The organism is Lewinella sp. (genome assembly GCF_050633125.1).
Taxonomy (GTDB): Bacteria; Bacteroidota; Bacteroidia; order Chitinophagales; family Saprospiraceae; genus Lewinella.
The window spans coordinates 46625-72459 of the sequence record NZ_JBOEFX010000010.1; the positions used below are offsets into that span (position 1 = coordinate 46625).

19 protein-coding genes are annotated in these 25835 nt (G+C 43.9%); 8 read left to right on the forward strand and 11 right to left on the reverse strand.

The window, feature by feature from the left end:
- Window positions 1-367: 367 nt before the first annotated feature.
- Complete coding sequence (locus tag ACRBG0_RS02150) at window positions 368-1654, reverse strand: MATE family efflux transporter (RefSeq protein WP_431485285.1); 1287 nt, start codon at window positions 1652-1654, stop codon at window positions 368-370.
- Window positions 1655-1771: 117 nt separating this feature from the next.
- Between ACRBG0_RS02150 and ACRBG0_RS02155 the strand changes: the two genes are divergently transcribed.
- The gene (locus ACRBG0_RS02155; protein ID WP_431485286.1) at window positions 1772-2206 is read left to right on the forward strand and encodes a DUF1761 domain-containing protein; all 435 of its coding nucleotides are present in this window, start codon (window positions 1772-1774) and stop codon (window positions 2204-2206) included.
- A 103-nt stretch (window positions 2207-2309) separates the two neighbouring features.
- On the opposite strand, the gene ACRBG0_RS02160 is transcribed toward ACRBG0_RS02155, so the two are convergent.
- On the reverse strand, window positions 2310-2765 hold the full coding sequence (locus tag ACRBG0_RS02160; protein ID WP_431485287.1) for a DUF1801 domain-containing protein: 456 nt from the start codon (window positions 2763-2765) through the stop codon (window positions 2310-2312).
- A 41-nt stretch (window positions 2766-2806) separates the two neighbouring features.
- On the opposite strand from ACRBG0_RS02160, the gene ACRBG0_RS02165 reads away from it, so the two are divergent.
- Window positions 2807-3199: a VOC family protein gene (locus tag ACRBG0_RS02165; protein ID WP_431485288.1), complete on the forward strand. Its 393-nt coding sequence runs from the start codon at window positions 2807-2809 to the stop codon at window positions 3197-3199.
- Window positions 3200-3493: 294 nt separating this feature from the next.
- On the opposite strand, the gene ACRBG0_RS02170 is transcribed toward ACRBG0_RS02165, so the two are convergent.
- On the reverse strand, window positions 3494-4216 hold the full coding sequence (locus ACRBG0_RS02170) for a hypothetical protein (protein ID WP_431485289.1): 723 nt from the start codon (window positions 4214-4216) through the stop codon (window positions 3494-3496).
- 4 nt (window positions 4217-4220) lie between these two features.
- Window positions 4221-5024 (reverse strand): SAM hydrolase/SAM-dependent halogenase family protein, encoded by an 804-nt coding sequence (locus tag ACRBG0_RS02175; protein ID WP_431485290.1) that lies wholly within the window; start codon window positions 5022-5024, stop codon window positions 4221-4223.
- Window positions 5025-5164: 140 nt separating this feature from the next.
- On the opposite strand from ACRBG0_RS02175, the gene ACRBG0_RS02180 reads away from it, so the two are divergent.
- Entirely contained in the window at window positions 5165-6721 is a 1557-nt protein-coding gene (locus tag ACRBG0_RS02180; RefSeq protein WP_431485291.1) for a response regulator, read from the forward strand.
- Between the two features lie 74 nt (window positions 6722-6795).
- Here the strand turns inward: ACRBG0_RS02180 and ACRBG0_RS02185 are convergent, their stop codons facing one another.
- The 4 genes from ACRBG0_RS02185 to ACRBG0_RS02200 all read right to left on the reverse strand — a co-directional run bounded on the left by ACRBG0_RS02185 (window position 6796) and on the right by ACRBG0_RS02200 (window position 16859).
- Window positions 6796-7881, reverse strand: coding sequence for an AAA family ATPase (locus ACRBG0_RS02185; protein WP_431485292.1), 1086 nt, complete (start codon window positions 7879-7881; stop codon window positions 6796-6798).
- 203 nt (window positions 7882-8084) lie between these two features.
- Complete coding sequence (locus ACRBG0_RS02190) at window positions 8085-12707, reverse strand: gliding motility-associated C-terminal domain-containing protein (protein WP_431485293.1); 4623 nt, start codon at window positions 12705-12707, stop codon at window positions 8085-8087.
- A gap of 232 nt (window positions 12708-12939) precedes the next feature.
- Window positions 12940-13818, reverse strand: coding sequence for a thioredoxin family protein (locus ACRBG0_RS02195; RefSeq protein WP_431485294.1), 879 nt, complete (start codon window positions 13816-13818; stop codon window positions 12940-12942).
- A 389-nt stretch (window positions 13819-14207) separates the two neighbouring features.
- Window positions 14208-16859, reverse strand: coding sequence for a DUF5916 domain-containing protein (locus tag ACRBG0_RS02200; protein WP_431485295.1), 2652 nt, complete (start codon window positions 16857-16859; stop codon window positions 14208-14210).
- A 330-nt stretch (window positions 16860-17189) separates the two neighbouring features.
- Between ACRBG0_RS02200 and ACRBG0_RS02205 the strand changes: the two genes are divergently transcribed.
- The 3 genes from ACRBG0_RS02205 to ACRBG0_RS02215 all read left to right on the forward strand — a co-directional run bounded on the left by ACRBG0_RS02205 (window position 17190) and on the right by ACRBG0_RS02215 (window position 20021).
- Window positions 17190-18047: a hypothetical protein gene (locus ACRBG0_RS02205; RefSeq protein WP_431485296.1), complete on the forward strand. Its 858-nt coding sequence runs from the start codon at window positions 17190-17192 to the stop codon at window positions 18045-18047.
- 78 nt (window positions 18048-18125) lie between these two features.
- The coding region (locus tag ACRBG0_RS02210; protein WP_431485297.1) for a CPBP family intramembrane glutamic endopeptidase at window positions 18126-18995 on the forward strand (870 nt) is incomplete at its 3' end.
- Between the two features lie 39 nt (window positions 18996-19034).
- On the forward strand, window positions 19035-20021 hold the full coding sequence (locus ACRBG0_RS02215) for an NAD(P)H-quinone oxidoreductase (RefSeq protein WP_431485298.1): 987 nt from the start codon (window positions 19035-19037) through the stop codon (window positions 20019-20021).
- Between the two features lie 48 nt (window positions 20022-20069).
- On the opposite strand, the gene ACRBG0_RS02220 is transcribed toward ACRBG0_RS02215, so the two are convergent.
- Window positions 20070-22448, reverse strand: a complete 2379-nt coding sequence (locus ACRBG0_RS02220; protein WP_431485299.1) for a TonB-dependent receptor domain-containing protein — start codon at window positions 22446-22448, stop codon at window positions 20070-20072.
- A gap of 203 nt (window positions 22449-22651) precedes the next feature.
- On the opposite strand from ACRBG0_RS02220, the gene ACRBG0_RS02225 reads away from it, so the two are divergent.
- Both ACRBG0_RS02225 and ACRBG0_RS02230 read left to right on the forward strand, forming a co-directional pair.
- Entirely contained in the window at window positions 22652-23680 is a 1029-nt protein-coding gene (locus ACRBG0_RS02225; RefSeq protein WP_431485300.1) for a sensor histidine kinase, read from the forward strand.
- Window positions 23681-23682: 2 nt separating this feature from the next.
- A complete protein-coding gene (locus ACRBG0_RS02230) occupies window positions 23683-24384 on the forward strand; it encodes a LytR/AlgR family response regulator transcription factor (RefSeq protein WP_431485301.1) in 702 nt (233 codons plus the stop codon).
- Between the two features lie 9 nt (window positions 24385-24393).
- Here the strand turns inward: ACRBG0_RS02230 and ACRBG0_RS02235 are convergent, their stop codons facing one another.
- Window positions 24394-24921: a GNAT family N-acetyltransferase gene (locus tag ACRBG0_RS02235; protein WP_431485302.1), complete on the reverse strand. Its 528-nt coding sequence runs from the start codon at window positions 24919-24921 to the stop codon at window positions 24394-24396.
- A 150-nt stretch (window positions 24922-25071) separates the two neighbouring features.
- Window positions 25072-25794, reverse strand: a complete 723-nt coding sequence (locus ACRBG0_RS02240) for a protein phosphatase 2C domain-containing protein (RefSeq protein WP_431485303.1) — start codon at window positions 25792-25794, stop codon at window positions 25072-25074.
- Between the last annotated feature and the right edge of the window lie 41 nt (window positions 25795-25835).

A 25835-nucleotide genomic window follows, 5' to 3' on the forward strand; every position in this document is an offset into this window, starting at 1 on the left:
ACCAAAGGCACTTTAGTTTTTGGCCAAGTAAATCGTCCAGCATTTTATTTCCGAATTCCGACTTTGAGAATATCTTAATGGTTGATCGTAACCCTTACACTTTTCCACATTTACACTTTCCCCGCCCTTTTCAGCCAGCGATAGTAGCGGTATGCGCGGAGCCTTTGGCGAGCACATAGGAGTGGATAGCGCGGTGCCGCCCAAGGAGTGCATCCGTTTAATCAGTCTCTTGCCAGGGCGGCAGGCTGCCAAATAAATATCGTAAAGCTTGAATGAAAAGTGCTCATTATCGGTAAACGGACTTCATTGTCACTTTGGGATAAATTGAAATCTTAGTACCTCGTACAAGGTATCTAATGCCGAAAATTCACCCCACCTTGCCCCGCGCATACCACCACCATTGTATAGCCCCACGAAAAATCATGAAGCCCAGCAAACTGAGCCATAAGCCGTGGTTGTCTTGATGCTGTGCATAGCAATAATAGAGGAGCAAGTAGCCCGCAAAAGCCAGCAGCATCGTATTTCGCATCGCCTTGGAGGCCGTGAGACCAACGTAGATGCCGTCCCAAATGTAACAAGGTGTACCCAGCAGCGGGAAGACGATCATCCAGGGCAGATAGGGTAGTGCCGCGTTGACAATCTCTTCCTTGTCGGTGAAAATATACAAGAGATACTCGCCCGATCCGCCGTAAATCAGTGCATAAACGGTTGCTAGCACCATGCCCCACAAAAAGCTGAGCCGGATAGCATGTTGCGTTTTTTGGGGCTTGGCTGCTCCGTAGTATTTCCCTACGAGGCTCTCTGCCGCAAAGGCGAAGCCATCAACCCCGTAGGACATCCAGTTGACGTATTGCAGCAAGATCACGTTGGTGGCCAACACCAGTTCTCCCAAACCAGTAGACTGCCGATAGAAGAAAGCAAAGGCCAGGGTGAGACACAGCGTACGCAAGAATATATCACTGTTGATGCGCAGAAAATGGCTGAGGGCTTCCCACTGCAACAAGGCTTGGTACTTTACGGTAGTTCGCACCCACGGGTATTTGTACAACAATAAACTCAATCCGGCAAAAAGACCCGTGTATTGTGCAACGACGGTGCCCCAAGCAACGCCACTGATACCCCAACCCCAATAGTGTACCAGCCAGTAGCTGACCAGCATGTTAGTGACATTGATGAGAATAGTGAGTAGCAGCGGGTAGATGGCATTTTGCATACCAAAATACCAGCCCATAAGCGCGTACATACCCAAAGCGGCGGGCGCTGCCCAGATGCGCACCCGGAAGTAGGTGCCCACCAGTGATTGCTGATCAGTAGCTACTTGTAGTAAACTTTGGGCCGCGTTGAGGAGTGGCACCTGGATAATCATCAAAAGTAAAGCCAGACTAATAGCAACAATGGCGGCCTGGCCCAGCACTGTGCTCATAGCGGTTTGGTCTTTGCGGCCAAAGGCCTGGGCAGTCATGCCGGTAGAGCCCATGCGCAGGAACCCAAAATTCCAGTAGACAAAGTTGAATATCATACTACCCAGCCCTACGGCCCCGAGGTGGTCGGCACTCATGCGCCCCATCAGCGCCGTATCAAAAGAACTGAGGAGTGGTACCGAAATATTGCTCAAAATATTGGGGATGGCCAGGCGTAAAATTTCTTTATTCATAGCCACAAGCTAAGGAGTATGAGTAAAAATAAGCTACGAATTGCTTAAATTGGGTATAATATGTAGGCACAATAGACTTATTGTGCTGTTTTTAACCAGCTTAAACTTGAAAATATTATGGGAAACAAAACGAATTGGCTGGCTATTATTGCCGCCGCTGTAGTAGGCATGGGCCTCGGGTTTTTATTTTATGGTGCCTTATTTCAGGACATCTGGATGGCTGGCAACGGCCTAGCTCAGGGAGAAACAGACATGGAGATGTTGCGCTACGGCGAGAAGGTAGAAGTTACCGCATTGCCGATGATCATCAACACCATAGCGATGTTCATTTATGCCCTGATCATGAATTGGTTGATAGGAAAAACAAGCATGACCAGCTGGGCAGGCGGTGCTACCCTGGGCGCAGCAGTAGGCTTCATCGTATTTCTGAACACCTATGTAAGTAACCGTTTCGCAGCTAATCCTACCTCATTGTCGATGGTAGACGGCGGATACGCTTTTCTGCTTTTCATCGCCATGGGGGCGATCATTGGCGGTTGGCGGAAGTCTTAGTAGTCGGTTTAAAAAGTGTAAGGGTGTAAGGGTTGGAAAGATATCTGATTGACCTTTACACTTTTACACTTTTACATTTTTACACTTTTCCAACCAATACCCCCTACCTCTTATAATTGGCTTCATAAAGCTCAATCCATTCCTGCATCGTCATTTTTTGCACCAATTCTGTAATCAGGTCGTATGGAATTTCTTCCACCTTCTTAAACCGGATGCAGCTTTTTCCCATGTCCAGTTTACGCTTATTGTGCTTCGGGTATTCGGCCACAAACCACTCCATGAGTGTTGGGTTGGCGTAGATGCCCATGTGGTAAAGCGCAATGAAGTTCTTTTGCGAAGCAATATTCATAAAAGGGAGCGGGAGCTTGGTATCGCAATGGTACCCCGCAGGGTAGGCCGAATGAGGTACCACGTAGCCAATCATTCCATAATTCATGGCTTCTTCAAAACCAGCAGGAAGGTTATCGTTAATAATTGCACGGAGCTTCTGCATCGGCGCTTGGCGGTCTTCAGGCAGTTGTTCGATATAATTATCGGGGGAAGTAGCTTCTATCTTCATCTTTTGTTCTATACCTTTGTTTGCTCCAAAAATAACAAATAATGCGCCAACATATTGCCCGAATAGCTTTGGTTGTAGCCGATTACGACGATGCCATCGCCTTCTATACTCAAAAATTGAAATTTGAGCTGATAGAAGATACCCAGCTGACACCCGAAAAACGCTGGGTCGTGGTGGCTCCTCCCGGAGGGAAAGAGTGTGCCTTGTTATTGGCCAAAGCAGCTAATGAAGAGCAGCGAAAATCAATAGGCAACCAAACCGGAGGCAGGGTGTTCCTGTTCCTCTATACCGATGATTTTTGGCGAGATTTCGAAAACATGAAGGCCGAAGGTATCGAGTTTGTACGCCCCCCAGTGAAGGAACCTTATGGCACCGTAGCCGTTTTCAAAGACTTATACGGCAACCTTTGGGATTTTATTGAGCCAACAGCATAGGTCTTTATTGGGCCATGCCATCGTTCCTCGGCACCAGGCTGTCTGNNGAGCGGCTGCCCATCCTTTGTCCTTGCGCCCTCCGGGCACCGGGCTCCAGGCTTCGCCTTGCGCCTCTAGCCCAAGCAATATCCCTGTCCTCCTTCGGAGGAGGTGTCACGAAGTGACGGAGGAGGAAAGCCCATCACCCAAACAATCCAGTTCTACTAGGGAAAAAGGTGCTTATATGTCCTTTTATGAACTTATTTGGCTCAAAAAACACCTAGTCTAATAAGAATACCACCTGGATGTGTCCTCCTATAATAATACCAATAAACCGATGAACATAAATACTATAAACACGACAACCGTAATCAAAATGCTAAACAGATAGATGAGGATCGTATTTCCGAAAGATCGCCACCAGGAAAACTGGAAAAGGGATTGAAGGAAATAAGTGGTGTAAACTAAATAAAGGAGGGCCATCAACCAAGAATTCAGGTCAGTAGATATCCAGGCCGTTGGAAGTAATAAGGTGCTGGTAAACGTCAAGAATCCATAAAGAAAAGCGTTAATAACCAGGTGTTCACCAAAATTGAGCTTGTATTTTCGGAATAGCATCCTCGTGAAAATAGCGGCCAATGGCACGGTAATCAACAGGAGTAGATTAGCATACTCTTTAAAAATACTAATCAGATTTCTTGTCAATGCTTGCTTCTCTGGATCGATTGCTTCGTTTTCATTGCCTGCTAACTCGTTCTCAAAACCAGCAAAAAAGCCACTGTCAGGGAAAAAGGTGAAGGAAATAAATAAATAGATGGGTATCGTTAGTACCAAGAACTTTAAAGGCTCAATAAAGCCACTGCGGTCCGTAAATAAGTACCTGCGCATGGCCGCGCCAGGATTTTTGATCAATTCCCAAACAGTATAAAAAATACCTCGCTCCAGATTGAGAATTGATAGCAGGGAAGCACCAATGGTTTTGGTGCTTATTCGTTTGATTTGAGGATCGGGAAAATTTTCAGGGAGAGAGCTAGGCATAATGTCAAGTTTGTTTTTTGCCGTTAGAGAAGTCTATTTGGACGGTATCTTCTATTTTGAGGCCAAGGAGGCTGGCTCCTCGATCCATATTAATAGCTATTTCCAGCAAATCAGCGGAATTGAAGCGGCACAAAATTTCTCCAACAGGAACATCATGAAAAGAAGTCGAAAGCTCTGTAATAGGGGAGTGGCGCTTGAAATACAGTTCAAAGGATCTATCACGTCCAATGTTTTCCATCAGCTGCCGGTCGATATTAAGGATCGCATTATCAAATTGATCAATATAGACCACTGATCCACGAATATGGTTGGGGCCAGTGACAGGCTGTAGGGTAATCCGTTCGAGCCATTGATCCACTGCACTACCCATTCCACCAGCGGGAAAATCCTGAGCAAGATGCCCTACGGCTTTGCCAAAAATATCGGCGAGCGGGAAACGACTGAAAGAAATATCTTCGGTATCTAACTGAAAGATGCTAGCGGGCTGCTCCTGAAAGATCAGAGAAAATAAACCATTATCTGGCCCAACAAAATGATGCCCTTGGTGGGAAAACACTAAAAAAGGGCGATCTGGTTGATCAAAATCGTTGATACTGAGCAAATGGATGGTGCCCGCAGGAAATGCCTGCCAGGCATGTCGAAAAAGGAAGGCCCCTTCGACAATGTTATAATTGGCGACGGCATTGCTAATATCAACGATACGCGCATTAGGGGTATGCTGTAAAATAGTACCCTTGATCAGCGCCAGGTGATAATCTCGCCAACCAAAATCAGAAGTGATCGTAACAATAGGGGGTGTCCTTTCCAAATTACTATGCTCTTTGCGGTAAAGATAATGATTTTGGAAAATTTTATATCCATTCTTACTTCTGCAACGTTGTTCTTATTGCGAATGATTACTTTTGAGGAAATAGAATCCTCCTAAAATATAAAAACGTATTACCAAATATGGACGCCATTAAGATTCTCTGGGCGGATGATGAGATCGATCTGCTGAAACCCCAGTTACTTTTTCTTGAAAAGAAAGGCTATGATGTAATAACTGTTACCAATGGTCATGATGCCCTAGAAGAGATAGAGGAAAGTAACGATTTTGATGTCGTTTTCCTGGATGAGAGTATGCCTGGTATTACAGGACTGGAAACGCTGGCAAAAATCAAGGAAATCAAGCCCAATATTCCTGTGGTGATGATTACCAAAAATGAGGCAGAAACAGTCATGGAAGAAGCCATAGGTAGCCAAATCAGCGACTACCTTATCAAGCCTGTAAATCCGCACCAGATATTATTAACATTGAAGAAACTCATGGAAAGTCAGAGCCTTTTTCGCGAGAAAACCAGCTCCGATTACCAGCAAGAATTCCGTCAGATTTTGATGGAAATCAATAGTAACCTCAATTACAAAGAATGGATAGATATTTATAAGCGGATCGTCAATTGGGAGATCAAGATTGATGAAAGTAAGTCTACTGCAATGGGCGATATCCTCTCAATGCAGAAAAATGAGGCCAATAATGCTTTTTCAAAGTTTATTGTAAAAAACTATCTCAGCTGGCTTAAAAATGGCGACGGCCCTATTATGAGCGACCGCCTGCTTAGAGAAAAAGTGTTGCCACAACTGGAAGAAGGTACACCAACCGTAATGTTGTTACTTGATAACCTTCGCTACGACCAGTGGAAAGCACTAGAACCCATTTTTAACGAAGAGTTCCGGATAATAGAAGAAGATTTTTTCTGCAGTATTTTGCCTACAACTACGCAGTATAGTCGCAATGCTATCTTTGCCGGCATGTTGCCAGCTGAAATTGAACGCCACTATAAACAATGGTGGAAAAATGACGTAGAGGAAGGAGGCAAGAATAACCACGAAGAAGATTTGTTGCAGGCGCAAGTAAAGCGCTTGGTACGGCGGGATATTAAAGTTGGTTACACCAAAATTACCAACGTCAGCAAAGCCAAACAGCTGGAAGATAGTATCCTTGATTACATGCACAACGATCTTACGGTGATCGTTTACAACTTCATCGATATGCTTTCCCACGCCCGTACAGAAATGGAAGTGTTAAAGGAGTTGGCAAGTGATGAAAAAGCTTATCGCTCTCTGACGGTCTCCTGGTTCAAAAATTCTCCATTATGGGCTGCGTTACGGAGGATCGTAGAAAAAGGGGATGTCAAGCTAATTGTGACTACCGATCATGGTACCATCCGTGTTAATACCCCATCCAAGGTGGTAGGAGATCGTGACACAACGACCAATTTGCGCTATAAAGTGGGCAAGAACCTCAATTACGATAAGAAGGATGTTCTTGAAATTCGCGATCCGCTAGAGGCTGGCCTTCCACGCCCCAATGTGAGTTCTACCTTCATTTTTGCAAAAGAAGATAAGTACTTCCTATACCCCAATAATTATAATTACTACAATAATTATTTCCGAGATACCTTCCAGCATGGAGGTATTAGCTTGGAAGAGATGATCTGCCCCGTTGTGCTATTACGAAAACGGTAACCATCCTGAAAAAGTAGAGGGGACTATCAATTGATGGTCCCCTCTATTAGTTTTACATGCCAACCTCATATTCATTACTTCTTAAAACCAATAGCGTTTGCCGTTGTCCTGCTTTCGAAATCAATTTTATTGATATTAAAGATTTCGGCTAAGGTCATGGCTTTCTTGCCCGTTTCATGGCCAAGTGTGGTGAGTAAGGCATTAGTTTTGTCCGTCGTCAATGCTTTGAATTCATAATAAGCAATCATACGTCCCTTTCGCAACAGTGCCTTGTCTACTTTATCAATACTGGTGTTGAATGTACAGATGATTTTGATATTGAGAAAATCACTAAACAGGCCATCCGTAAGCTGAAGAATCGTTGATACCACCGAATTTTCACTATTGCTGTCCCGAGAAATGATCACCTTTTCTGCATCTTCAATGACGAGGATTGAATTCTTATTGGTAATCAAAAAGGAAACGAAATTGGGCTGAAGTAATTCACTGACAAAATCATTAGGAATAAAAATGAAGTTGCGTTTGCCCTGCTTACTCAAAAGGTGCTTGATGTAAGACGTTTTGCCCGTGCCTGGTGCTCCGTGCAGCAGAATGAGCCCTGAGCTATCGACTTTCAGAGATTCTTCTATGACGCCATGAATAGGGGTGAAGTCGTCGTTATAGTGTGCATTGACATCGAGTGTTATTTCGCTGATCTTGATGTCCTCGGTATAATAATCAAAACCACTTTTAGACAAGACTTTAAAGACGGCTGTTTTCTTTTGGCTGAATTTATCTTTGATCTCTTGCAAATAGGCCCTGATCCAGGTTTCCAGCTCTTGGTCTAAGTGATTGTAAAGGGTTTCTATAAACAGCCTTTCATAATCCAGTGATATCCAGATACAAAAATCGTTGCTGCTGCTTTTAAAGAAATAATGACGAGGGAAATCACCTTTTTCAGCGATTTCTTCAGCATCTTGGTTTTTCCAGATTTTAAAAACGAGGTCAAGCTGATGGTCAGAAGCCAATAATTGATCAAGGAGTGTGTTCATGTGCTCCTCTTTGTCTTCCAATTGTAGTTCCAAATAGTGCTTGGAAGGAAGACAATTATAGGTCTGAACAAAATAGTTTTCTCTTAAGAAATTGCCGTGCGCGTTGTAGTTGTTAAGCAGTTCGTTCATTGGGTAAATAATTGGAGATCGCCATGGATTCTAAAATAAGTCGATCTTTTGTCAAGGCTTAGCGTATCAAATCATTTGGAGAACGGGTGAAATTACACAATAGTTCCCAAATCAATTTTTAGCAAGTTGGGCTAAACAAACAAGCGCTCTTCCCCAATAAAGGAAAAGAACGCTTGCTCGTTTAAAAACTATTTTGTGCAAGCCTATCTTATCAGCGTCACATCGCCACGATAAGTGAGTACTACACCATCGAGAAACTCGATCTCGATCATGTAAACGTATACCCCCGGAGGCATGGTTTCTCCATTCTTGCTACCGTCCCAAAGTCTCGTGCCATTGAGGCAAGCGGGATCCAAGAGGGTTCCTTCGTATAGCAGCCCTCCCCATCGGTCGAACAGGCGAGCAGATGTAATGGTCTTTACGCCAAGGCAGGCAAAAACAGCAAAGTCATCATTGCGACCATCACCGTTAGGGCTGAAAATGTTAGGGATGTATACGTTACGGTTGGCATCCAGTTCTACAAACACGGTCTCCGAAGCAGTACATCCATTTTCATTGATAACAGTAAGAGAGTATTCTAAACTCTGTTCAGGGAAGATGAATGGATTACGAATGGTATCTGAACTCAGGTAGTCGGCAGGTGTCCATTGGTAGGTATAATTACCTCCAGGTGTGATCGTCGGCAATAACTGAGCGGTACTGTCTCCTAATTCTACCACGATTGGAGAAGGTAGGATAATTTGAATTTGCCCTGGCGAAGCAATCGTCACGTCAAGTTCTTCGGTACAACCATTAATATCTTCAACAGTCACGATGTGGTCTCCTGCGAAAACAGTAGCAGGCTGAATAACAGGGAAGCTTAACCCGTTATTGTCAACCATAAAGGTGTACTCCTCGAATGGATTATTAGCACCGCCAAATACGGTATCAATAACGATAAAAGTAGGATCACCAAAACATAATGGGGGTTCAATCGGCTCAAGTGAGAAAACCAATGGGTCAGGTTCACCAATGGTGAAACTAAGGTCATCCATACAGTTCTTAAAGTCCGTTACCGTTACGGTATAAGTACCAGCAGCCAGATTTGCATTGATAGCACCAACAGCGTTGTTACTCCAAAGGAATTGGTAAGGATTGGCAGGGCTAATATTACCTCCGGTAGCATTGACCGCAATTACACCATCTGTATCGCCGGCACAGGTCACTTGATCAGTAGTAGTGACCTGATCGATGGCCAGGGTAAGTGGAGCAGGTTCGTCAACAACAACAGTTTGGGTAAACGTACAATTGTTGGCGTCTGTGATCACTGCCGTGTAAGGGCCAGCGCTCAGGTTGTTGATATTGTCTGTAGTCTCACTCGTTTCTACCCAGAAGTAATCATAAGGCCCTGTTCCACCACTAGGGGCAATTGTAATCGTACCATCGGCATCTCCGTTACAGCTCACTGGTTCGATTTCTGTTGCAACAACAATAGGCTCAGGTGCCTCGATAGTGATATCAAAATTATTGCCACAAAGGCCACTGATGACATTAAGCATTTGAGGCCCTTCACATAATTGAAGTGCAGTAGAGGTAACTCCTCCAGTCGTCATTTCGCCAGATGCCCAGGTGAAGATGAAGTCGCCAGTGGTACCGTCAGAAAAGTTTGCCGTGGCTGTTGCCATTGCATCACAGGTGTTATCGTCAGGACAGCTGGTATCTGTTACGTTTGAGAAGCTCACCTCTATCATTGGAGGATCTTCTACTGTGATCACAAATTGTTCACTGCTACAACCGTTTGCATCGAAAATTACTAAGGTGTAATCATCCGCAACCAATGAGGTAATTGGGTTGTTGGTGGTAGGCGTGCCCAAATGCGCCCAACTATAGGAGTAAGGCTGGGTTCCTCCACTGGCAAAAACAGAAATTTGGCCATTGGCATCACCAGGACAAACAGGACGTCGAACTTGTACCGAATCTAATAAAATAGGATCAGGTGAAGTGATCAGGGCAGTATCAATGGTCACACAGGCATTGTCAGCAGTAATGGTTACAATATATTCACCAGGAGACAGGTTGCCAATAGCAGGTCCCATTTGGCCTGTATTCCACACAATCGACTGAATGGCTGTCCCCGGAGCAGGCGTAACCTGAACAATGAGGTTACCGTCTTGATCGTCGGCACAAGTGACAGAATTATCAAGTAAGCTAGTGATGATAGGTGGATCTGGAGCAGAAACCATCTGGCTTATCTGAGTCGTACACAGATTTGCATCCGTCACATCAATCGTATAATTGCCTGCCGGAAGGTTCATTGCAACGGAATCCGTCAACATAGCGTCGTGCGACCAGCTATAAGTATAAGGTGCTGTACCTCCTGTTACACCTAGCGTTACGCTACCATCATTTCCTACGATACAGGTTTCGTTCGTGAAATTAAGAACTTGTGCATCCAGGGCCAGTGGTTCGGTGACCGTGAATGTATCAATCACTTGACAACCAGCAGCACTAGCGTCGGTCATTGTCACAGCGTAGGCACCCGCACCCAATCCGGTAATTTCACTTGTGGTAGGTGTATTACTTGCCGCAGGTGCGTTCATACTCCATACAAAAGAATAAGGGGTATCTGCAGGAGCGCCAGTAGTATTGCCACTTACTAGAATTGAGCCAGTAACGTCGCCGTTACACTGTACATCCGTTACATTTTCGTTTAACGACAATACTTTAACAGCACCCACGGTATAGCATTCTTCTGTAAAGCAACCATTATCATCGGTCACAGTCACACAGTATTGCCCAGGGTTTAGGTTGATGATGGTCGTCGTCGAAGCTTGAATATTGAGCCCTGTACTCCAGTTGAAGGTATAGTTGCCGCTGGCTGTCGTACCTCCGGAAGCTGAAATCGTAATTTCACCATCTTGTCCACCGGTGCAACTGGCATCAGTGATAAAGGTATTGGCATCTAGTACACGTAGTGCAGGCGGCTGGCCAAGAGGAATCAACGCAATCTCCTGACAGCCCGCAGGGTCGGTTATGGTGATTCCGTAAGAACCGGCTCTAATATTGTCAATGTAGAAGGTGTTTCCAGGGTTGGTTACCCCGTTGGGAACACTCCAGTTAAAGGTGTATTCTGGTCCTGGGTTAGTAATAGGAAGACCGTCCGAAGTAGGTAAGAAGGCTAGAGAACCATCGCTTAAACCAAAGCAAGTAGGAACGGTGTCTCTAATGGTAATTCCTAATACTGGGCCAGCAATGACTTCAATCGTATCCACCACCATTTGACTGGGGACAGTGGCATCTGTAATGGTCACTTGGTAATTACCTGCAGCAAGGTTACTAACGGTTGCAAAACTCCCATCAGTAGGAATGACAACAGGAGCACTGTTAGGGCCACTAATAGGTACGGTGTTCCAAGTGAATTGGTATGGTGCGAGCCCTTGATCGACGGTAACCGTGAAACTACCATCGTCAAAAGAAGGACAGGTAAGACTATCTTGTGTCAACAAAACAAAGAATGGATTGTCGGTCACGAGGGCTTTACCATTATCAGGGATCAATTGAATAGTCTGGCTATTATTGTCAATGACTTCAAATGCTACAGGGTTTTCAGTGATGTCTAATGGGGAACAATCTCCGAGCTGCCCGATCACGTCAAAACATATTTCGAAAAATATAGCATCATCTGGGAGCGTGACACCAGCAAAAGTATTATCTGACCACGAAAAAGTCATCACTCCTGGAGCAATAGCGTTAGGGGCGGGGAAGTTTTGCCATCCAAAATTACCAGCGTTCAAGTCTGGAACCATAGGATTGAAACCCTGTACACCAGAAATACTGAGGATGCTAGGGTCCCAGTTTACAGAGAACTGGGCTGAGATAAGGTCTACGAAGTTACCTACTGTCAACGGTACACATTCATTAGTGCCAGGGAGTAGGTTGGTAAGCGGAAGCCCGAAGCTTACGGCATCACAAGCGGCTATGGCCGGAGTGGTAGCTGAGCCACCACAACTTTTTCCATCTTCTACTTCAATAACGTAGGTGCCAGGCCCTGGTACGGTGAAACTAACCAAGTCATCGTGATCAAATGGTCCGCCAATAATAGAACCTGTTACGGAAGGGTCATCCTGACGGTAAACGATAATGCTTGGGTAATCAGAGTTGTCTAGCTCGGATAGACCACCTTGAACCCGGAAGGTTCCTTGGCAGCCCGTAAGCGATAGTTCGCTGATTGTTATCTCGTTGAGGTAAGCAACAGCAAATGCTTGATCTGAACGTAAATTGACACAATCACCCACCGGAGTACCTTCATATTCGGCTAAAGAACCGAGGAATAAAGCGTCGAAAGTTATGGGCGCAAAGTGATAAATGGCTGGATCACCTCCATTGAAGGTAGTTTGCAGGTTACCATCATTGAAGAAAGGCACATCACCACTCACTGTATTTCCCGTATAGACGTAGAAACCGTAGGTCGCATTCCCATCATCTAAGGTACAAGGATCATTTTTGATGGCAGCAGTATCCGGCCCCGTAGTCGTGGGTAGACAATTGAAAAAAGCATAGCCGATACCTCCCGGTGTAAGCATGTTGGGATCACCACTGAGGTCTTGATCATCGTTGTGATCAATGAATAGGGTATCTCCTAAACACAGGAAAATGGTATCAGGCGTAATATCATTGGTCTGGCCAATGAGAGGCCCAAAAGAATTAATAGTACCGGCATCGGAGGTACACATTCGGGCTTCCCCGACGGGTAAAGTCCTGGTGAGTACTACTTGATCGGGAGTTTGTGCCTGTACCGTTAGTACGGCGAAAATAAGGATGACTAAACTAGTAAGGATCCTGTTCATGGTTCCGTTTTGAATTTTTTCTTTGCAGATGGCTGCCAGAGGTAAAAAAGAGATAAATGTGACGAAGTATCTCTGCTCAACAGATACGGTTTGTTTGGCTTATGCTGCCCGGAAAAGCCGTAATTAGGGCTTATGGCGGGCATATGACAAGTTCCAAACGTCTTACACGGCCGCAAAATTACAATCTCTTGGGGCAATATTTGTGTTAAAGTTGAAAAGTAGGGCTTAAGATTTATTTATTTGATAGCAGAATGACTTCTCCTTCGCGATCATTACGTTGCAAAAAGTGTAAAAATTGATGTGCTTTACCGGTTGTGGTGAAGTCTCCAAGTACCAGATAGAACTGTCCTTGCCCATTGGGTTTCAGCTCTGTACTTTGTTCATATTTTCGTTCTAGTTCTCCAACGAGTCTAATAGCAGTAGGGTAGTCAACGAGTACATTTTTTAATTGCACACCGTAAGCCATACCTGAGCGTGGGGCGAAATTTGTTTGTATGGCGGCGATCGGCTCACCACTCAACACCAATAGTGGTGGTGCTTGATTCTCTGATGGAGGAGAAGTATTGCTTAGCATTGGTGCGTTATCTTCTTCCGGAATCAAGGCAGGCCTACTAAATGCAATTGTTGGCTGGGGAGCATCCATCGCCATTTTGTCATTGGTCAATGGAAGGGTTGCACTGATATGATTTGTTGGCTTGTCCAGTTTCTTCAACCATCTTAATAACGGCCGAGCCTCTATACTTGCTTCACGCCGATCAAGCAGTTTACCATTAGGTGAAAAAACAAGAATGGTGGGGATTGTCTCTACTTCAAATTGATGCTGGAGCACTTTAGAAGCAGCTTGGTTGAGGTCTGCTTTGGCTGTAAGGATATGTGTTCCTAGGTATTCTGATAATTCAGCGTCTTGGAAAGTGTTTTCCTGCATCCATTGGCAAGGTAAGCACCAGTCGGCAGAAAAATAGATGATGAATAGCTTGTCTTCGTCTTGAGCCTGTTGCTGAATTCGCTCTAAATCTGGCGCTAGCCAATTTATAGGCATTGCATGAATGAGCTTGGGCAAAAACAAGAGGGCTAAGCCCAGCAAGGCTTGCTTGTGTGTAGGGATGTTCATGGAAGGTCGCTTTTGGGATACGAAAGTTAAGCTTTTATTTTCAAGCTTCCGGGGTTTTAGGGAGGAATTTAGGGAACGGTAGGGTAAGGGAGGGGTTAGGTACTCGCTGACGCTCGTAGGAGTGTTCGCGTTGCTCATCTGGGTACTCTCCCAATGCGAGAGCTCATGTATGTACTCGTTGGCGCTCGCGAAGGTCTTCTTCCTCCTAGTGGTTAGGATCACGGGAGTATTCGCTTCGTTCGCGGTCTTTTTGAGTACAAAAGAGGAGGCGGTTTAATTCTTCGGTCAACTAATAAACAATGCTTACCCGAGACTATAGATAGTCTCCTCGTGTCCCTAAATGTCAGGTGCGAATTACCGCGAATCCCGAGGTGTTGGGATGAGCACCCCTACCTCAAAAATCGATACGTGGCCTTAACCAGGAATACATTTCGGGCATTATCACCAAATAAATTTTCTGATAGGCTTCTTGTCAAACCACGATTGGGGTCACCAGATGCATTGGCTCCTTGCGACCAAACAAGAAACAACTCTGAGCCCGGTACGTATTCCCAACGTAGCACCAAGTTGGAGCGAAATTGAATAAAGTTAAAGTCGGGATTGCTGAAAGAATAATCAAAAGCACGATCATAATTATCATCTACACTGTATTCTTCGGTTTCGCTATCGTAAGTGATCGCTTCAAATAGGGTAAACCGATCCTCAAAGGTCTTACCTAATGGAGTAGCTGTAGTTTTATTAAAATCCTGGTAACGACCCCTGGAAATGAAAGGCTGACCATAATACTGTATGGTCAAATCTGGGGTGATATTATAATTCAGGCGAATAGTTAGGCTTATTGTCTGTTGGTCGACTCGGGCGTTGATGTATCTTTTGTCACCCTCAAATTCTAATTGGGTTACATATTGCTCCTGTCGCTGGTAACGGTCAAAGGAAGGACTAATGTTGACGCTCATAGCATTGGTGGGCTGTAGTTGAATATAGCCGCCATAGCTTTGTACTCTCACGATATTGTTTTGACTTAGGCCTTGGAAGGTGTTGAGACCAAACTGCACTTTCTTGCGAGAATCGGTATTTAAGTAAGCATTGATCCCAAAGCCATTAGGCCGACGTAGTAGGGGCCCACCACGCAGCGCATTTTTAGAAATGTCAAGGTTTTCATAAGTGATACCACCACCAGAAGACCAAAAGTTGGCCCATTGTTGGTGGGCATTGGTATTTACTGCTCGGTACAGGTTTTTCCCAGAGAAATCCCAACGACTCCAGTGGTTGTAATTCCACTGAAAGCGACGGAAAGTCTTGTTGGGCTTGGTCCAGCGGCGTGCTCCCCAGAAGAAATAGTTGAGTTCATCGGTATTGACGAGAAAGCCGATATCATTGAGTTCCAGCTCTGGAGATCGCCAAGTCATGCCGGTTTCAAAAATCCAATCACCTCCGTAGTTTGCAATTTTAAAGGTTCCCCCTGTCCCCATCAGGCTATTGGCGGTGGTATCTATTTCCAGGTGCTCAGCGTCGGGGCGCTGAAAAAGGTGTTCAAAGGCTTCCTGAGTGGATTGAATAGCTTCGGTACTACCATTGACACGGCTCCAGAGCATTTTTCCAGTAAACACCCATTGGTTGTCTTTCCAGCGATGAACAACGTCTAGCCCTCCTGAATAAGCAGATTCGTGGAGGAAAGCTAATTCCGGATCATTATTCAAATCTCGGTTAACCGCAGTTAACATTCCGCCTACCACGGTATTACCCCCTCGGAAGTCTTGTTGAACTCGCCCAACGAAAAAATTGGTGAGGGGCTCAACGACCTCTTCGGTACGTTCTCCAAGAACATCAATGGTAGCCATTTCTCGTTGGGTAATACTTTCAAGGATACCGATGGATAGCCCATTTTCGGTCTTCCCGCTAAATTTCGCGGCGCCTAAAATGGTCGTATTGTCGGGACGATCAACAAAATAGTTTTCGTCGGGATCAGAATGAATCCTCCTATGCGGAGCTCCACCAATTCGACGTGAATAGAATAAACCATCACTGTTGAAATTTCCTCCAGCCTCGGCTTCTGTAATGGAATAATTAAAGATATTCCGGTTTTCAATGAAAAAAGGCCGCCGCTCACTGAAAAAAATCTGAAAACCGTTGAGGTTCAGTGCACCGGGGTCAGCCTCCACTTGGCCAAAATCAGGATTGACGGTAAAGTCAAGCGTCAAATCGGAAGTGACACCAATACGACCATCAAGACCCGCAGTTATACGACCATCCGATCCGGTAGCGAAGGGGTTACCTTCTTCGGCGGTAAAAGAAGCTCTTTGGGCAGAGATATAAGGTTGAATCTCTACCTGTCGCTGTTGTTTTATGTCTTTAATGCCATGTAATTCTCCAAAGCGACTTACCCACCCGGGTTCATTAAGCCGAATAGGCTGCCAGGTGTCCCGTTCTTGTTTGCGAAAAAAACGCCGGGTCGATTGAATGCCCCATACGTATTCTTCTGCCTCACCAAAGCGTAGTTGACTGAGGGGGATTTTTATTTCGGCGGTCCAGCCTTCTTCATCTACCTGGGTTTTTGCATACCAGATGGGGTTCCAATTGGCGTCCCAATTGTTGCCATCATTGGAAATGAATTCGTCGCCTTTCACGCCAGAAGCAGAAATGGAAAAAGAAAAAGCAGACCGCAAATCATGGTAACTATCAATATTGATCTCAACCCAGTCGCCGGGAAATCCATCTCGTCTCGACATGCGACGCTCAATTTTATCAGGTTCGTCATCGTAGCAACGAAAAGCGAGGTAGAGGTTTTTAGCGTCGTAGAGTATCTTTAGTTTAGTCTCCTGTGTTGGCGCTTCACTGTTGTAGGGCTCAAATTGTTGATAGTTGCCACTCCATTCGACTTGCTCCCAACAAGCATCACTGATATCACCGTCAATCTGGGGAGCATTACCTTTTACTGCTTGTGTAAACAATATCCGTTTGGGGATGGAATCATTTTGTTGGGCGGTAAGCCAAAAAAAAGTACTGGACAGTAGGAGGAAGGTCAGAAGGTGAAGTTTCATACTAGTCGGGTGTTTTTGATTAAGGAAAACAGCGGATTTAATCGTCCGAAAATGCGCTTAGGTCAGATTAAGGAACAAAAAACTGTTCCCTTTCCTATTTTTTTGCGTCTTAAAAAAAGACGAGTAGAAAAATGAAAAGTTGCAGTAACGTTTTGTCTTGAACAGCAATTAACGTTTGTAAAAGATGAGGAAGAGCGAACATAGGATTAATGTCTCTACTTACAATAAGTATAAACATCCAACTGAAACTCATGACTCGTATCTATTGTCAGGTAATAATTTGGTCAAAATAGCCGTTTACATAATATCCCATTGCTCAATACACTTCCTATGAAAAACTATCTCACGCCCATTCTTATTTTGTCATTGTCTAGTACGGCAGTATTATCTCAGGTTCGTTATACAGGTGAAGAATTTCGTGATTATTACGAATGGTTCCATCAATATAGCCAAACGCCGGATTTTTACCTGGACGGTGCTCAGCTGATTTCCTTTGTTGAAGATGCCCCTGTAATGAAATCCCCGCAAGCCAAAGGTCAAAGTATAGGCAAGCTAACGCTAGGGCAGGTCGTAACAAATCTCGCTATTCCAGTAGAAAAAGCAGTGTTTAGTGTACAACACGGTTATCGCGAACAGTGGTTCCTTGTGGAAGCTTGCAGTGCGGACAGAAATGTGTACACCGGATACATCTGGGGAGGTTATTTGGCCAAAAGTTGGCAATATTTTGACCTTGAAGGGGACGGTAGTAAAGAGCTGATTGCTTTAGGGCTCAGTACAAATGAACGCCAGGCACCTGAGGATATCCGCGCATCCCTGAAAATAATTGAACAGGGTAAAGAGGTGAAAGCGCTCGAATTAGAAGGAATTTGTTTGTTCGAAGATTGTGGCGCCAGTAGCTTGTTGCGGATATTTGATTTGAATACTAGTGATCAGACCATCGTTTTTGAGTCCAGTGTTTTCACGGCGGGTTGCCTTACCGGCATCGATAAAGCACTAGTAGCTTGGGATGGCCAAGAACTTCAACTTATCCATAGAGGAGAGTATACAACGGGGCAGACTTACGCCAGTAATCCCCTGTATTTGCGCCAGGCTACACAAACACAAGTGTGTTATTACAAAAATGAGAACCAATCTTATGATCCCGTTTGGAATTGCCGGACACTGGATCAGGCCGTAGCGGTACCTTAACCAACACGATTTAAATATCTTATATCTTTATGCGGTGAAGCGTTGCTAGATTTAGTGACTCAGCATCAAAATCGTGTAATGAATTTATTACCCTCTCGACAGCTAGTTTGGTGGCAAAAGCTGGTCTTTCTTGTATTACAACTGGTTGCCTTCGTACTCCTTGCGCTAGTAACAGGGCTGCTTTTGGAGCTGATTGGCGAACTGTTACTACCTGGTAGTTGGCTAGACAATGAATTACCTTCGCTAATATGGGGCTGGACGGTTGTTTTGATCAGTGTACTGACGGCTGCTTATGTCCTTGCTTATGCTCAATCTAAGCAAGGTTGGTCGACACTGGGATTTACGTCAACAGGTTTTAATCTCGGCTTGCGAACTGGACTATCAGTTGGAGGCGGGATCATTCTTTTATGTTTCTTAATTCTTTTTGTAGGAGGCTGGGTAAAAATCACTAATGTGAGTTTTATCCCAATAGCTTTTGCCGGCTGGTGTCTCTTTTTCCTGATCCAGCCTTTGGCAGAAGAAGTGATTATGCGCTCCTTTCTGCAAAATCAGCTTCACCGCTATTTTGGTGCTTGGCCAGGGTTAATCGTGAGTGCCTTGGTTTTTGGCTTACTACACGTAGGAAACAACGCTTTTACCTGGATTGCAGGCTTGGAAATTGTACTGGGTGGGTTGCTTATGGGACAACTCTATTTGTATGTTCAAAATATATGGGCGCCTTTCGCTATGCATGCTATTTGGAATTTTTTGCAGAGTACAGTACTGGGCTTTGCCGTCAGCGGAATGGATACTTACAGGGTTTTAGAACTCGAAATTGTTGGCCCTGAATGGTTGACGGGTGGAGATTTTGGTATAGAAGGATCGCTCTTGTCTGTGTTTTTCATCCTCGCTGCAATTATTTACTTTTGGCCTTCTGTCCAAAATGAGGCTCCGTGGAGTAAGTTGGAGNNGAGCGTGCATCTTTAAATCTACCAGAAGAACATATTCATGAAAGCGATTCTGTTTGATCAATTCGGTGGCCCCGAAAATTTGTATATCGGCGAAACGGAAGCACCCGTTCCTGGTCCTGATGAAGTGTTGGTTGCCGTAGCAGCGACGGCCTTGAACCGGGCGGATATCCTGCAAAGAGAAGGGAAATACCCGCCACCGCCGGGAGAGAGTACTGTTCTAGGCTTGGAAATGGCCGGCACAATAACAAGTTGGGGCAAAAATGTGAGCGGTTTTCAAAAAGGTGATCGTGTATGTGGCTTATTGCCGGGCGGCGGCTATGCAGAGCAAGCTGTTTTACCTGCATCTCTGGCGCTACCCATTCCCGAAGGTTTATCTTTTACACAAGCAGCCGCTATCCCTGAGGTATTCTTGACGGCCTTCCAGGCGCTGGGTTGGTTAGCTAAATTACAAGCAGGTGAGCGTGTGCTGATCCATGCTGGCGGTAGCGGAGTAGGTACCGCGGCTATCCAATTGGCTCAACTTATGGACGCTGGTGAAATCATTATCACAGCCTCAAAAAGCAAGCATGAATTTTGCCGTAGCTTAGGGGCTCATCACACCATTGATTACAAAAATGAAGACTTTAGCCAAAGGGTAAAAGAAATCACAGATGGCAAAGGGGTAGATGTGTTGATTGATTTTGTAGGCGGGCCTAATTTTGTACCTAATTTGGCATCCTTGGGGCTGGATAGCCGGATGGTGATGCTCGCATTTTTGGGTGGCCCAAAGACACAAGAAGCCGTAAACCTAGCGGCCATTTTGCGTAAGCGGATACATGTTATGGGCTCCACCCTGCGTTCGCGATCAATAGCTTATAAAGCTCAACTGACGGCTGATTTGCAGCAGAAATACTGGCCGGCCTTTACACAAGGCAACCTGCTCCCAATTGTGGATAGTGTTTATCCTTGGGGGCAGGTTGCAGCGGCTCACCAACACATGGAGGCCAACCGAAATACAGGTAAAGTTATTTTGGAGATTTCCTAAAGGTAAGAGGATTCATTTCGTAGCAGAAAGAAACCTCACAGTATTATACTACCTTCTCCTTCCTCCAGAGTACTCCATGGCTTCTCCTTTGCCAAATCCGTAGCTAAGACCGAGGGTAATAAACCGGCCTCTTTGGCCAAAGTTGTAAATGTAGAAGTCATCTTGAAGAATCTCGCTTTCTCTGTTTCTCGAAGCGAAAACATCTCTTACGCTTAGGTTAAGGATTGTTTTACCGTTCATTATCTTCTTCCGGATGCCTAAGTCAATGAAGAAGTTATCACTAACAATTTGCTGTACCGTCTGGTATTTTGATTGATACTGTCCGGTCACTTCAAAATCAATAGCTGCAGGGAATTTTATTTTGGTCGTCAATTTGGAAGACCACTGGTCGGCAGTGAAGTCAAAAGAATTGTCTTCAAATACACCTTCACGGTTAAAGTAATTGTAGTTGAAGTCACCATTAAACGTAAGCCATTTATTTGGGCTGTACTTTCCATTTAATTCAACACCAGTAGCTCTATTGGTACCAATATTCAAAGGCTTGAAAGTATTGACGTTATTCTCAAAAGTAGATACTCGTTCGACGACATCGGTGGTGTACCGTTGATAGACACCAAGGTTCAAAGAAACTTTTTCGAAAATGTAAATACTATTGACCTCGTAGGAATCGGTAAATTCTGGATTTAGGTTAGGGTTACCTGTTCTGATAGAGAAGTTGTTGCGGATATTGAAAAATGGGTTCAAATCCCAAAGGCGAGGACGGAAAATGCGTTTCGAGTATCCTGCCTGAAGCGAAAAGCGACTTGTAATCTTATAAGAGGTATGTAAACTAGGGAAGAGGTTGGCGTAGTTTTGTTGATTTGTTTCTGCGGTATTGGTGAGTAAGGTTGCTAAGTCGGTCATCTCCAGGCGCAATCCTGCTTTTACGCCCCAACGCTCACCTTCGTAGGCACCTGTGCTATAGACACCTAATACCTTCTGGTCAAATTCAAAGATATTGGTTAAGCCAGCATCTTGCACCCATTCATTATTTACCAAATTGGAAACGGCATAGTCATTGGCAACATCGGTAATGACATATTGGCTTCCTACTTCCAGCGTTATTTTCTCTGAAAAAGGCTTGGTGTAATCGAGTTGAAAAGTATATTTAGTTTCACTAAAAGAAGTCTCTGTTTGCTGGTTGCTTGGTGCCTCACTACCAGTAATAGTGGCGTTTTCAAATTCAGAAGATTGGTCTTTTCCGAAGAAATTTCCTAATGCACTGAATAGTAAGGTGTGATCCTTATTGTCTTCAAAGTCTTTCTTGTACTGTAGTTCATATTGCCATTTGGGGTTGGTTGCTTCGGTGTTTTCCTGTCTATACCATTCAGAAACAAGAAGGTCATCTCCACCCAGTTGGCGGAAGTTGGTGAGCGAAGGTTGCTCCTCTACTTCGTAGGCAAAATTACCCGAAAGGGTAAGTACATTAAGGGGGTTAATATGATAATCCGCACCCAAAATAACATTATAGAATGCTTCATTTCTATAGTCGGTACCTGTGCTCAGAATGGTCGTACCTGTAAGTAAATCCTGGTTGATGGTATTGTTATCACGAGGCAGTTCCCGATACCCTGCACCAATCTGACTGAAAAGGTTGAATTTCTCTGTACGTCGATTTAAGCTCAATCCTATACTGTGATTATCGGGAATACCCGTATTGACGGATACCGAACCATTAACCCCTTTTTTCTCTTCTTTTTTAAGAACAATATTAATAATACCGGAACTGCCCTCTGCATCATATTTAGCAGATGGATTGGTGATCACTTCAATTCGATCAATCATATCTGCTGTGATAGACCCTAAGGCACCACCTTCGTCGGCCAGAACGGATGGCTTTCCGTTAATGAGTATTTGTACACCTCCGCTACCTCGAAGGCTGATTTCTCCTTCGATGTTGACATTAACAGAAGGAACGTTATTCAATAATTCTAAAGCGCTGGCACCGGTGCTACTCAAATCCTGTCCTACATTGAATACCCTGCGGTCTAACTTGAATTCTGTTTGTGATTTTTCAGCACGAACGACTACTTCGTCAAGGGTTTGGCTGTTTTCTGATAGAAAGAGGGTGCCAAGTTCAACACGGTTTGACTGTACTTGGAAATCTGTTATTTTTTGAGGAACATAACCAATGAAGCTAATTTCCAGAAAAACATTCTCTGTATCACTAGAGATGGTAAAAGTACCGTCCTCGTCTGTTGTGGTACCGGTTATTACTGAATTGTCTTGACTGTTGCCTAACATGATGGTAGCAAATTCAATAGGAGACTGACTTTGATAGTCGAGGACAGTACCAGTGATGACGATAGGCTCATTTTGGGCAAGGAGAGAACTGCCAATAAGCATCAATAGGGCAGTAAAGAGAGAAGTGTTAAGGATAGATTTCATTGCGTACTTTTTATCATTATAGATTGATGACACAAATAAACAGACGTTTGAAGACAAGGCGAAAAATATTCTTTGAACGACAATAATGAACCTGTGAACGGTAACTTTTACAAATAAAGGGATAGATTGGTAGTTGAGCAGGTAAGATGAGCGGTTGGGCTACTTTCACTGGCTGGTATGGTCAAAATACTTAAATTAGGAGCATGAGAAAAATGCCTAAGCAAGAATCAGCTTCCGTAACTAAAGAAATTATCTTCCAGATCATATTGCATCTCGTGGTTTTTTCCTTTTATGCAATAGATCGTAAAAACCCCCAGATTGAGGAATCTGAGGTGGTTTTCTTTATCAATTTAGCGGTAGTAGCTTTTGTTATCAACTACGTCTTTTTGCCTCGTTTTTTTTACAAAAAAAAGTACCTGACTTTCGCATTGGCGGCGGTGGGTATCATTGCTTTTACTTTGGTTATGGAAGAATTGGTTTTGGAGCAAATTTATTTTCCAGAAACCCGAGGCACTTCCTTCCCTGGAATATTCTACACACTTTTGAGCATTCTTCCTGTAGTCACTATTCTAGTAGGGTTTCATTTTGGCTGGGACGCTTTCCGGAAAGAGCGAGAGCTAGAAAAATTACAAGGTGCAGTTAAGGAAAGTGAGCTCCAGTTTTTGAAGTCCCAAATCAATCCACATTTTTTATTCAATAACCTCAATAACCTCTATGCACATGCCATTGAGAACTCTCCTAAAACGCCAGATATAATACTGGAACTATCTGCTGTTTTAAGGTACATGCTCTATGATTGTAAAGCCGAATATGTGCCTTTGGGTAAAGAGGTAGAGCATATTGAGAATTTTATGAAAATCAGTGAGCTACAAATAGAAGATAGAGGGAGTGTGGGTTTAACAGTAGAGAATGTCAGTGAAAGTTATCAAATAGCACCGCTGTTACTCATCGTGTTTATTGAAAATGCGTTCAAGCATAGTACTGCGAGTCAAACAGATAATATCTCCATAGCGGTAGATATTTGGGTGGAAAAGGATGGTGTTCTTAAATTTTCTTGCGTGAATTCTTACCATCCGCATTCAAATATTGATAGCCTTTCTAGTGGTATTGGCTTGGAGAATGTAAGGAAAAGGTTAGATTTACTTTACCCTCAGGCACACGAATTGGTAATCCATCAAGGCGAAAATCGTTTTGAAGTTATTCTTTCTCTAGCGCTGAAAAAAGCCAGCTAATAATGAATTGTATTATCGTTGAAGATCAACCACCTGCTCAGCGTATCCTCAAGAAATATATTGAAGATATTGGAACCCTGACCCTGAAAGCGACCTTCACGGATGCACTCCAAACCATGGAATTTCTAAAGATACAAGAGGTAGATTTAATGTTTCTGGATATTCATTTACCTAAAATATCAGGGATCGATTTTTTGAAAACCATACCCAATGCTCCTCCTGTTATCCTGACCACCGCTTTCCCCGATTATGCATTAGAAAGCTATGAGTTTAGTGTTGTTGATTATTTATTAAAGCCTTTTTCATTTCAACGCTTCGTCAAAGCGGTGGCAAAAGTACCGGTAAAAAGCAATAAACCAAGCAGCTCACAGTCTATTGAAGCCAAGCAAGAACATAAAAAAGAACTGTTTATCAAATCTGGTTACGAATTGGTAAAGGTTCTTGTTGATGACATCCTCTACATAAAATCAGAGGGGGATTACACCGAAATTTTTCTGCCAGAAAAGAAGCACTTATCTTCAGAATCATTGAGATACTGGGAAGAGAACCTGGATCAAGGACAGTTTTTTAGAGTTCACAAGTCCTATATGATCAATACAACGAAAATTGAGAAAATATCGGGTAGCCAGGTTTACCTGAAAGGAAAAACAGTTGTCCCAATTGGCAGAACTTACAAGGATGATTTTTTGGCGAGAATAAATTAGTGTTTTCTTTTACTCAAAGAAGGCGGGTGCATATTTTACCATTCCGTTGATACCCGTCAGAGCGCCCTCGCGTAATTCTATAACCATACAGTTCTCCGCGGGCGCCGGGAAGGGAAGTTCAATTCCATAATCACGACAAAGCTTGTATCCAAATCGAGGATAGTAATCCGCGTGCCCCAAAAGCACAATGGAGCCATACCCCAACTGCTGAGCTTGCTGGTGAGCTGCTTTGATGAGCGACCCACCAAAGCCCCGATTTTGATAATCAGGATGCACCGATACGGGCGCTAAAGCCAAAGAAGGGGTATTCCCTTGGTCAGAAACGATGTCAATCTTTGTCAAAAGGATATGCCCGGCCACCTTTTCTTCTAAGATCGCTACCATGGCAAGTTCAGGAATATAGGCTGGTGACTTACGTAGCCGCTCTACTAGCAAATCTTCGGTCTGGTCGCTGTGTTCATCATAGGCAAAAGCGAGTTGAAGAATCGTTTTTATAGCCGGAAAATCAGCAGGCTTTTCTGGTCGGATATTTATCATTGGTAGTTGCTCAATTAGGCGAATCTAATACTAAGTAACGGTCGAATAATTAATTTCCGACTTCCGCTTTTCAGTGAAGTAATAAACGACTCCGTACTAAAAGTCGGAATGAGTTTGTTCAAGTTGAAAAGCGGAAATGAAAGAGGAAAGTTAATTTTTGACCAATACTAAACGCACAATCCCTAAATCATCGGTTGGTTTTACATTGTAATTGCCTTCAAGTTGGTAAAGTTTTTTGGCAAACATCCTTTCATTACCTAATTCACGTTGGTCTTTCAGTAAAAAGTCCAAGATAAAGCTTTCTGCAATAGCCTCCTGCTCATCTACCTGAAAAGGGGAAAAGGTAAAGATACCATCCGTAGACAAACTAAGGTCTTGTACTTTTTCAAAGTACAACCTTTGATCTTGTTTTGCGTACCAGGAGGTGAAATTTTCACGCAGGTGATACCCTAGATAATCAGGGGCATTCTCTTGGTCAAAAATACTGGCTTGGCCATCACAGAATACCAATCCATCGCCAATAACCTGAACAAATGCCGTTTGCGCTTGCAGGTCAATGACGCCAAGCAAAAGGGTAGTCAACAGCTCATATTTATCTAGGTTCAAATCAGAGGAATAGCTTTTTAGCGTAGCGAACAGCTTTTTGAAAACCGTTTGTAGTACCTCTTCTAGAGATGGACTAACAGACCTGAGGTAGCTTTTATGAAATTCCTCATAGGCGACTTTCCTCAATATTTTACCAAACAGCGCTGAGGCAAAATAGCTTTCCTTACCCATGGTACAACCGTCCATCACGGCCATTAATATCCTATTTGTGTCTAAATTAGCAAAGATGGTGTAGTCTTCACAGTGGTTCTCATGGAAGGTTCCCATTTGAGTGTATTGGTGTATAATCATCTAGGCAACCAAAGTAG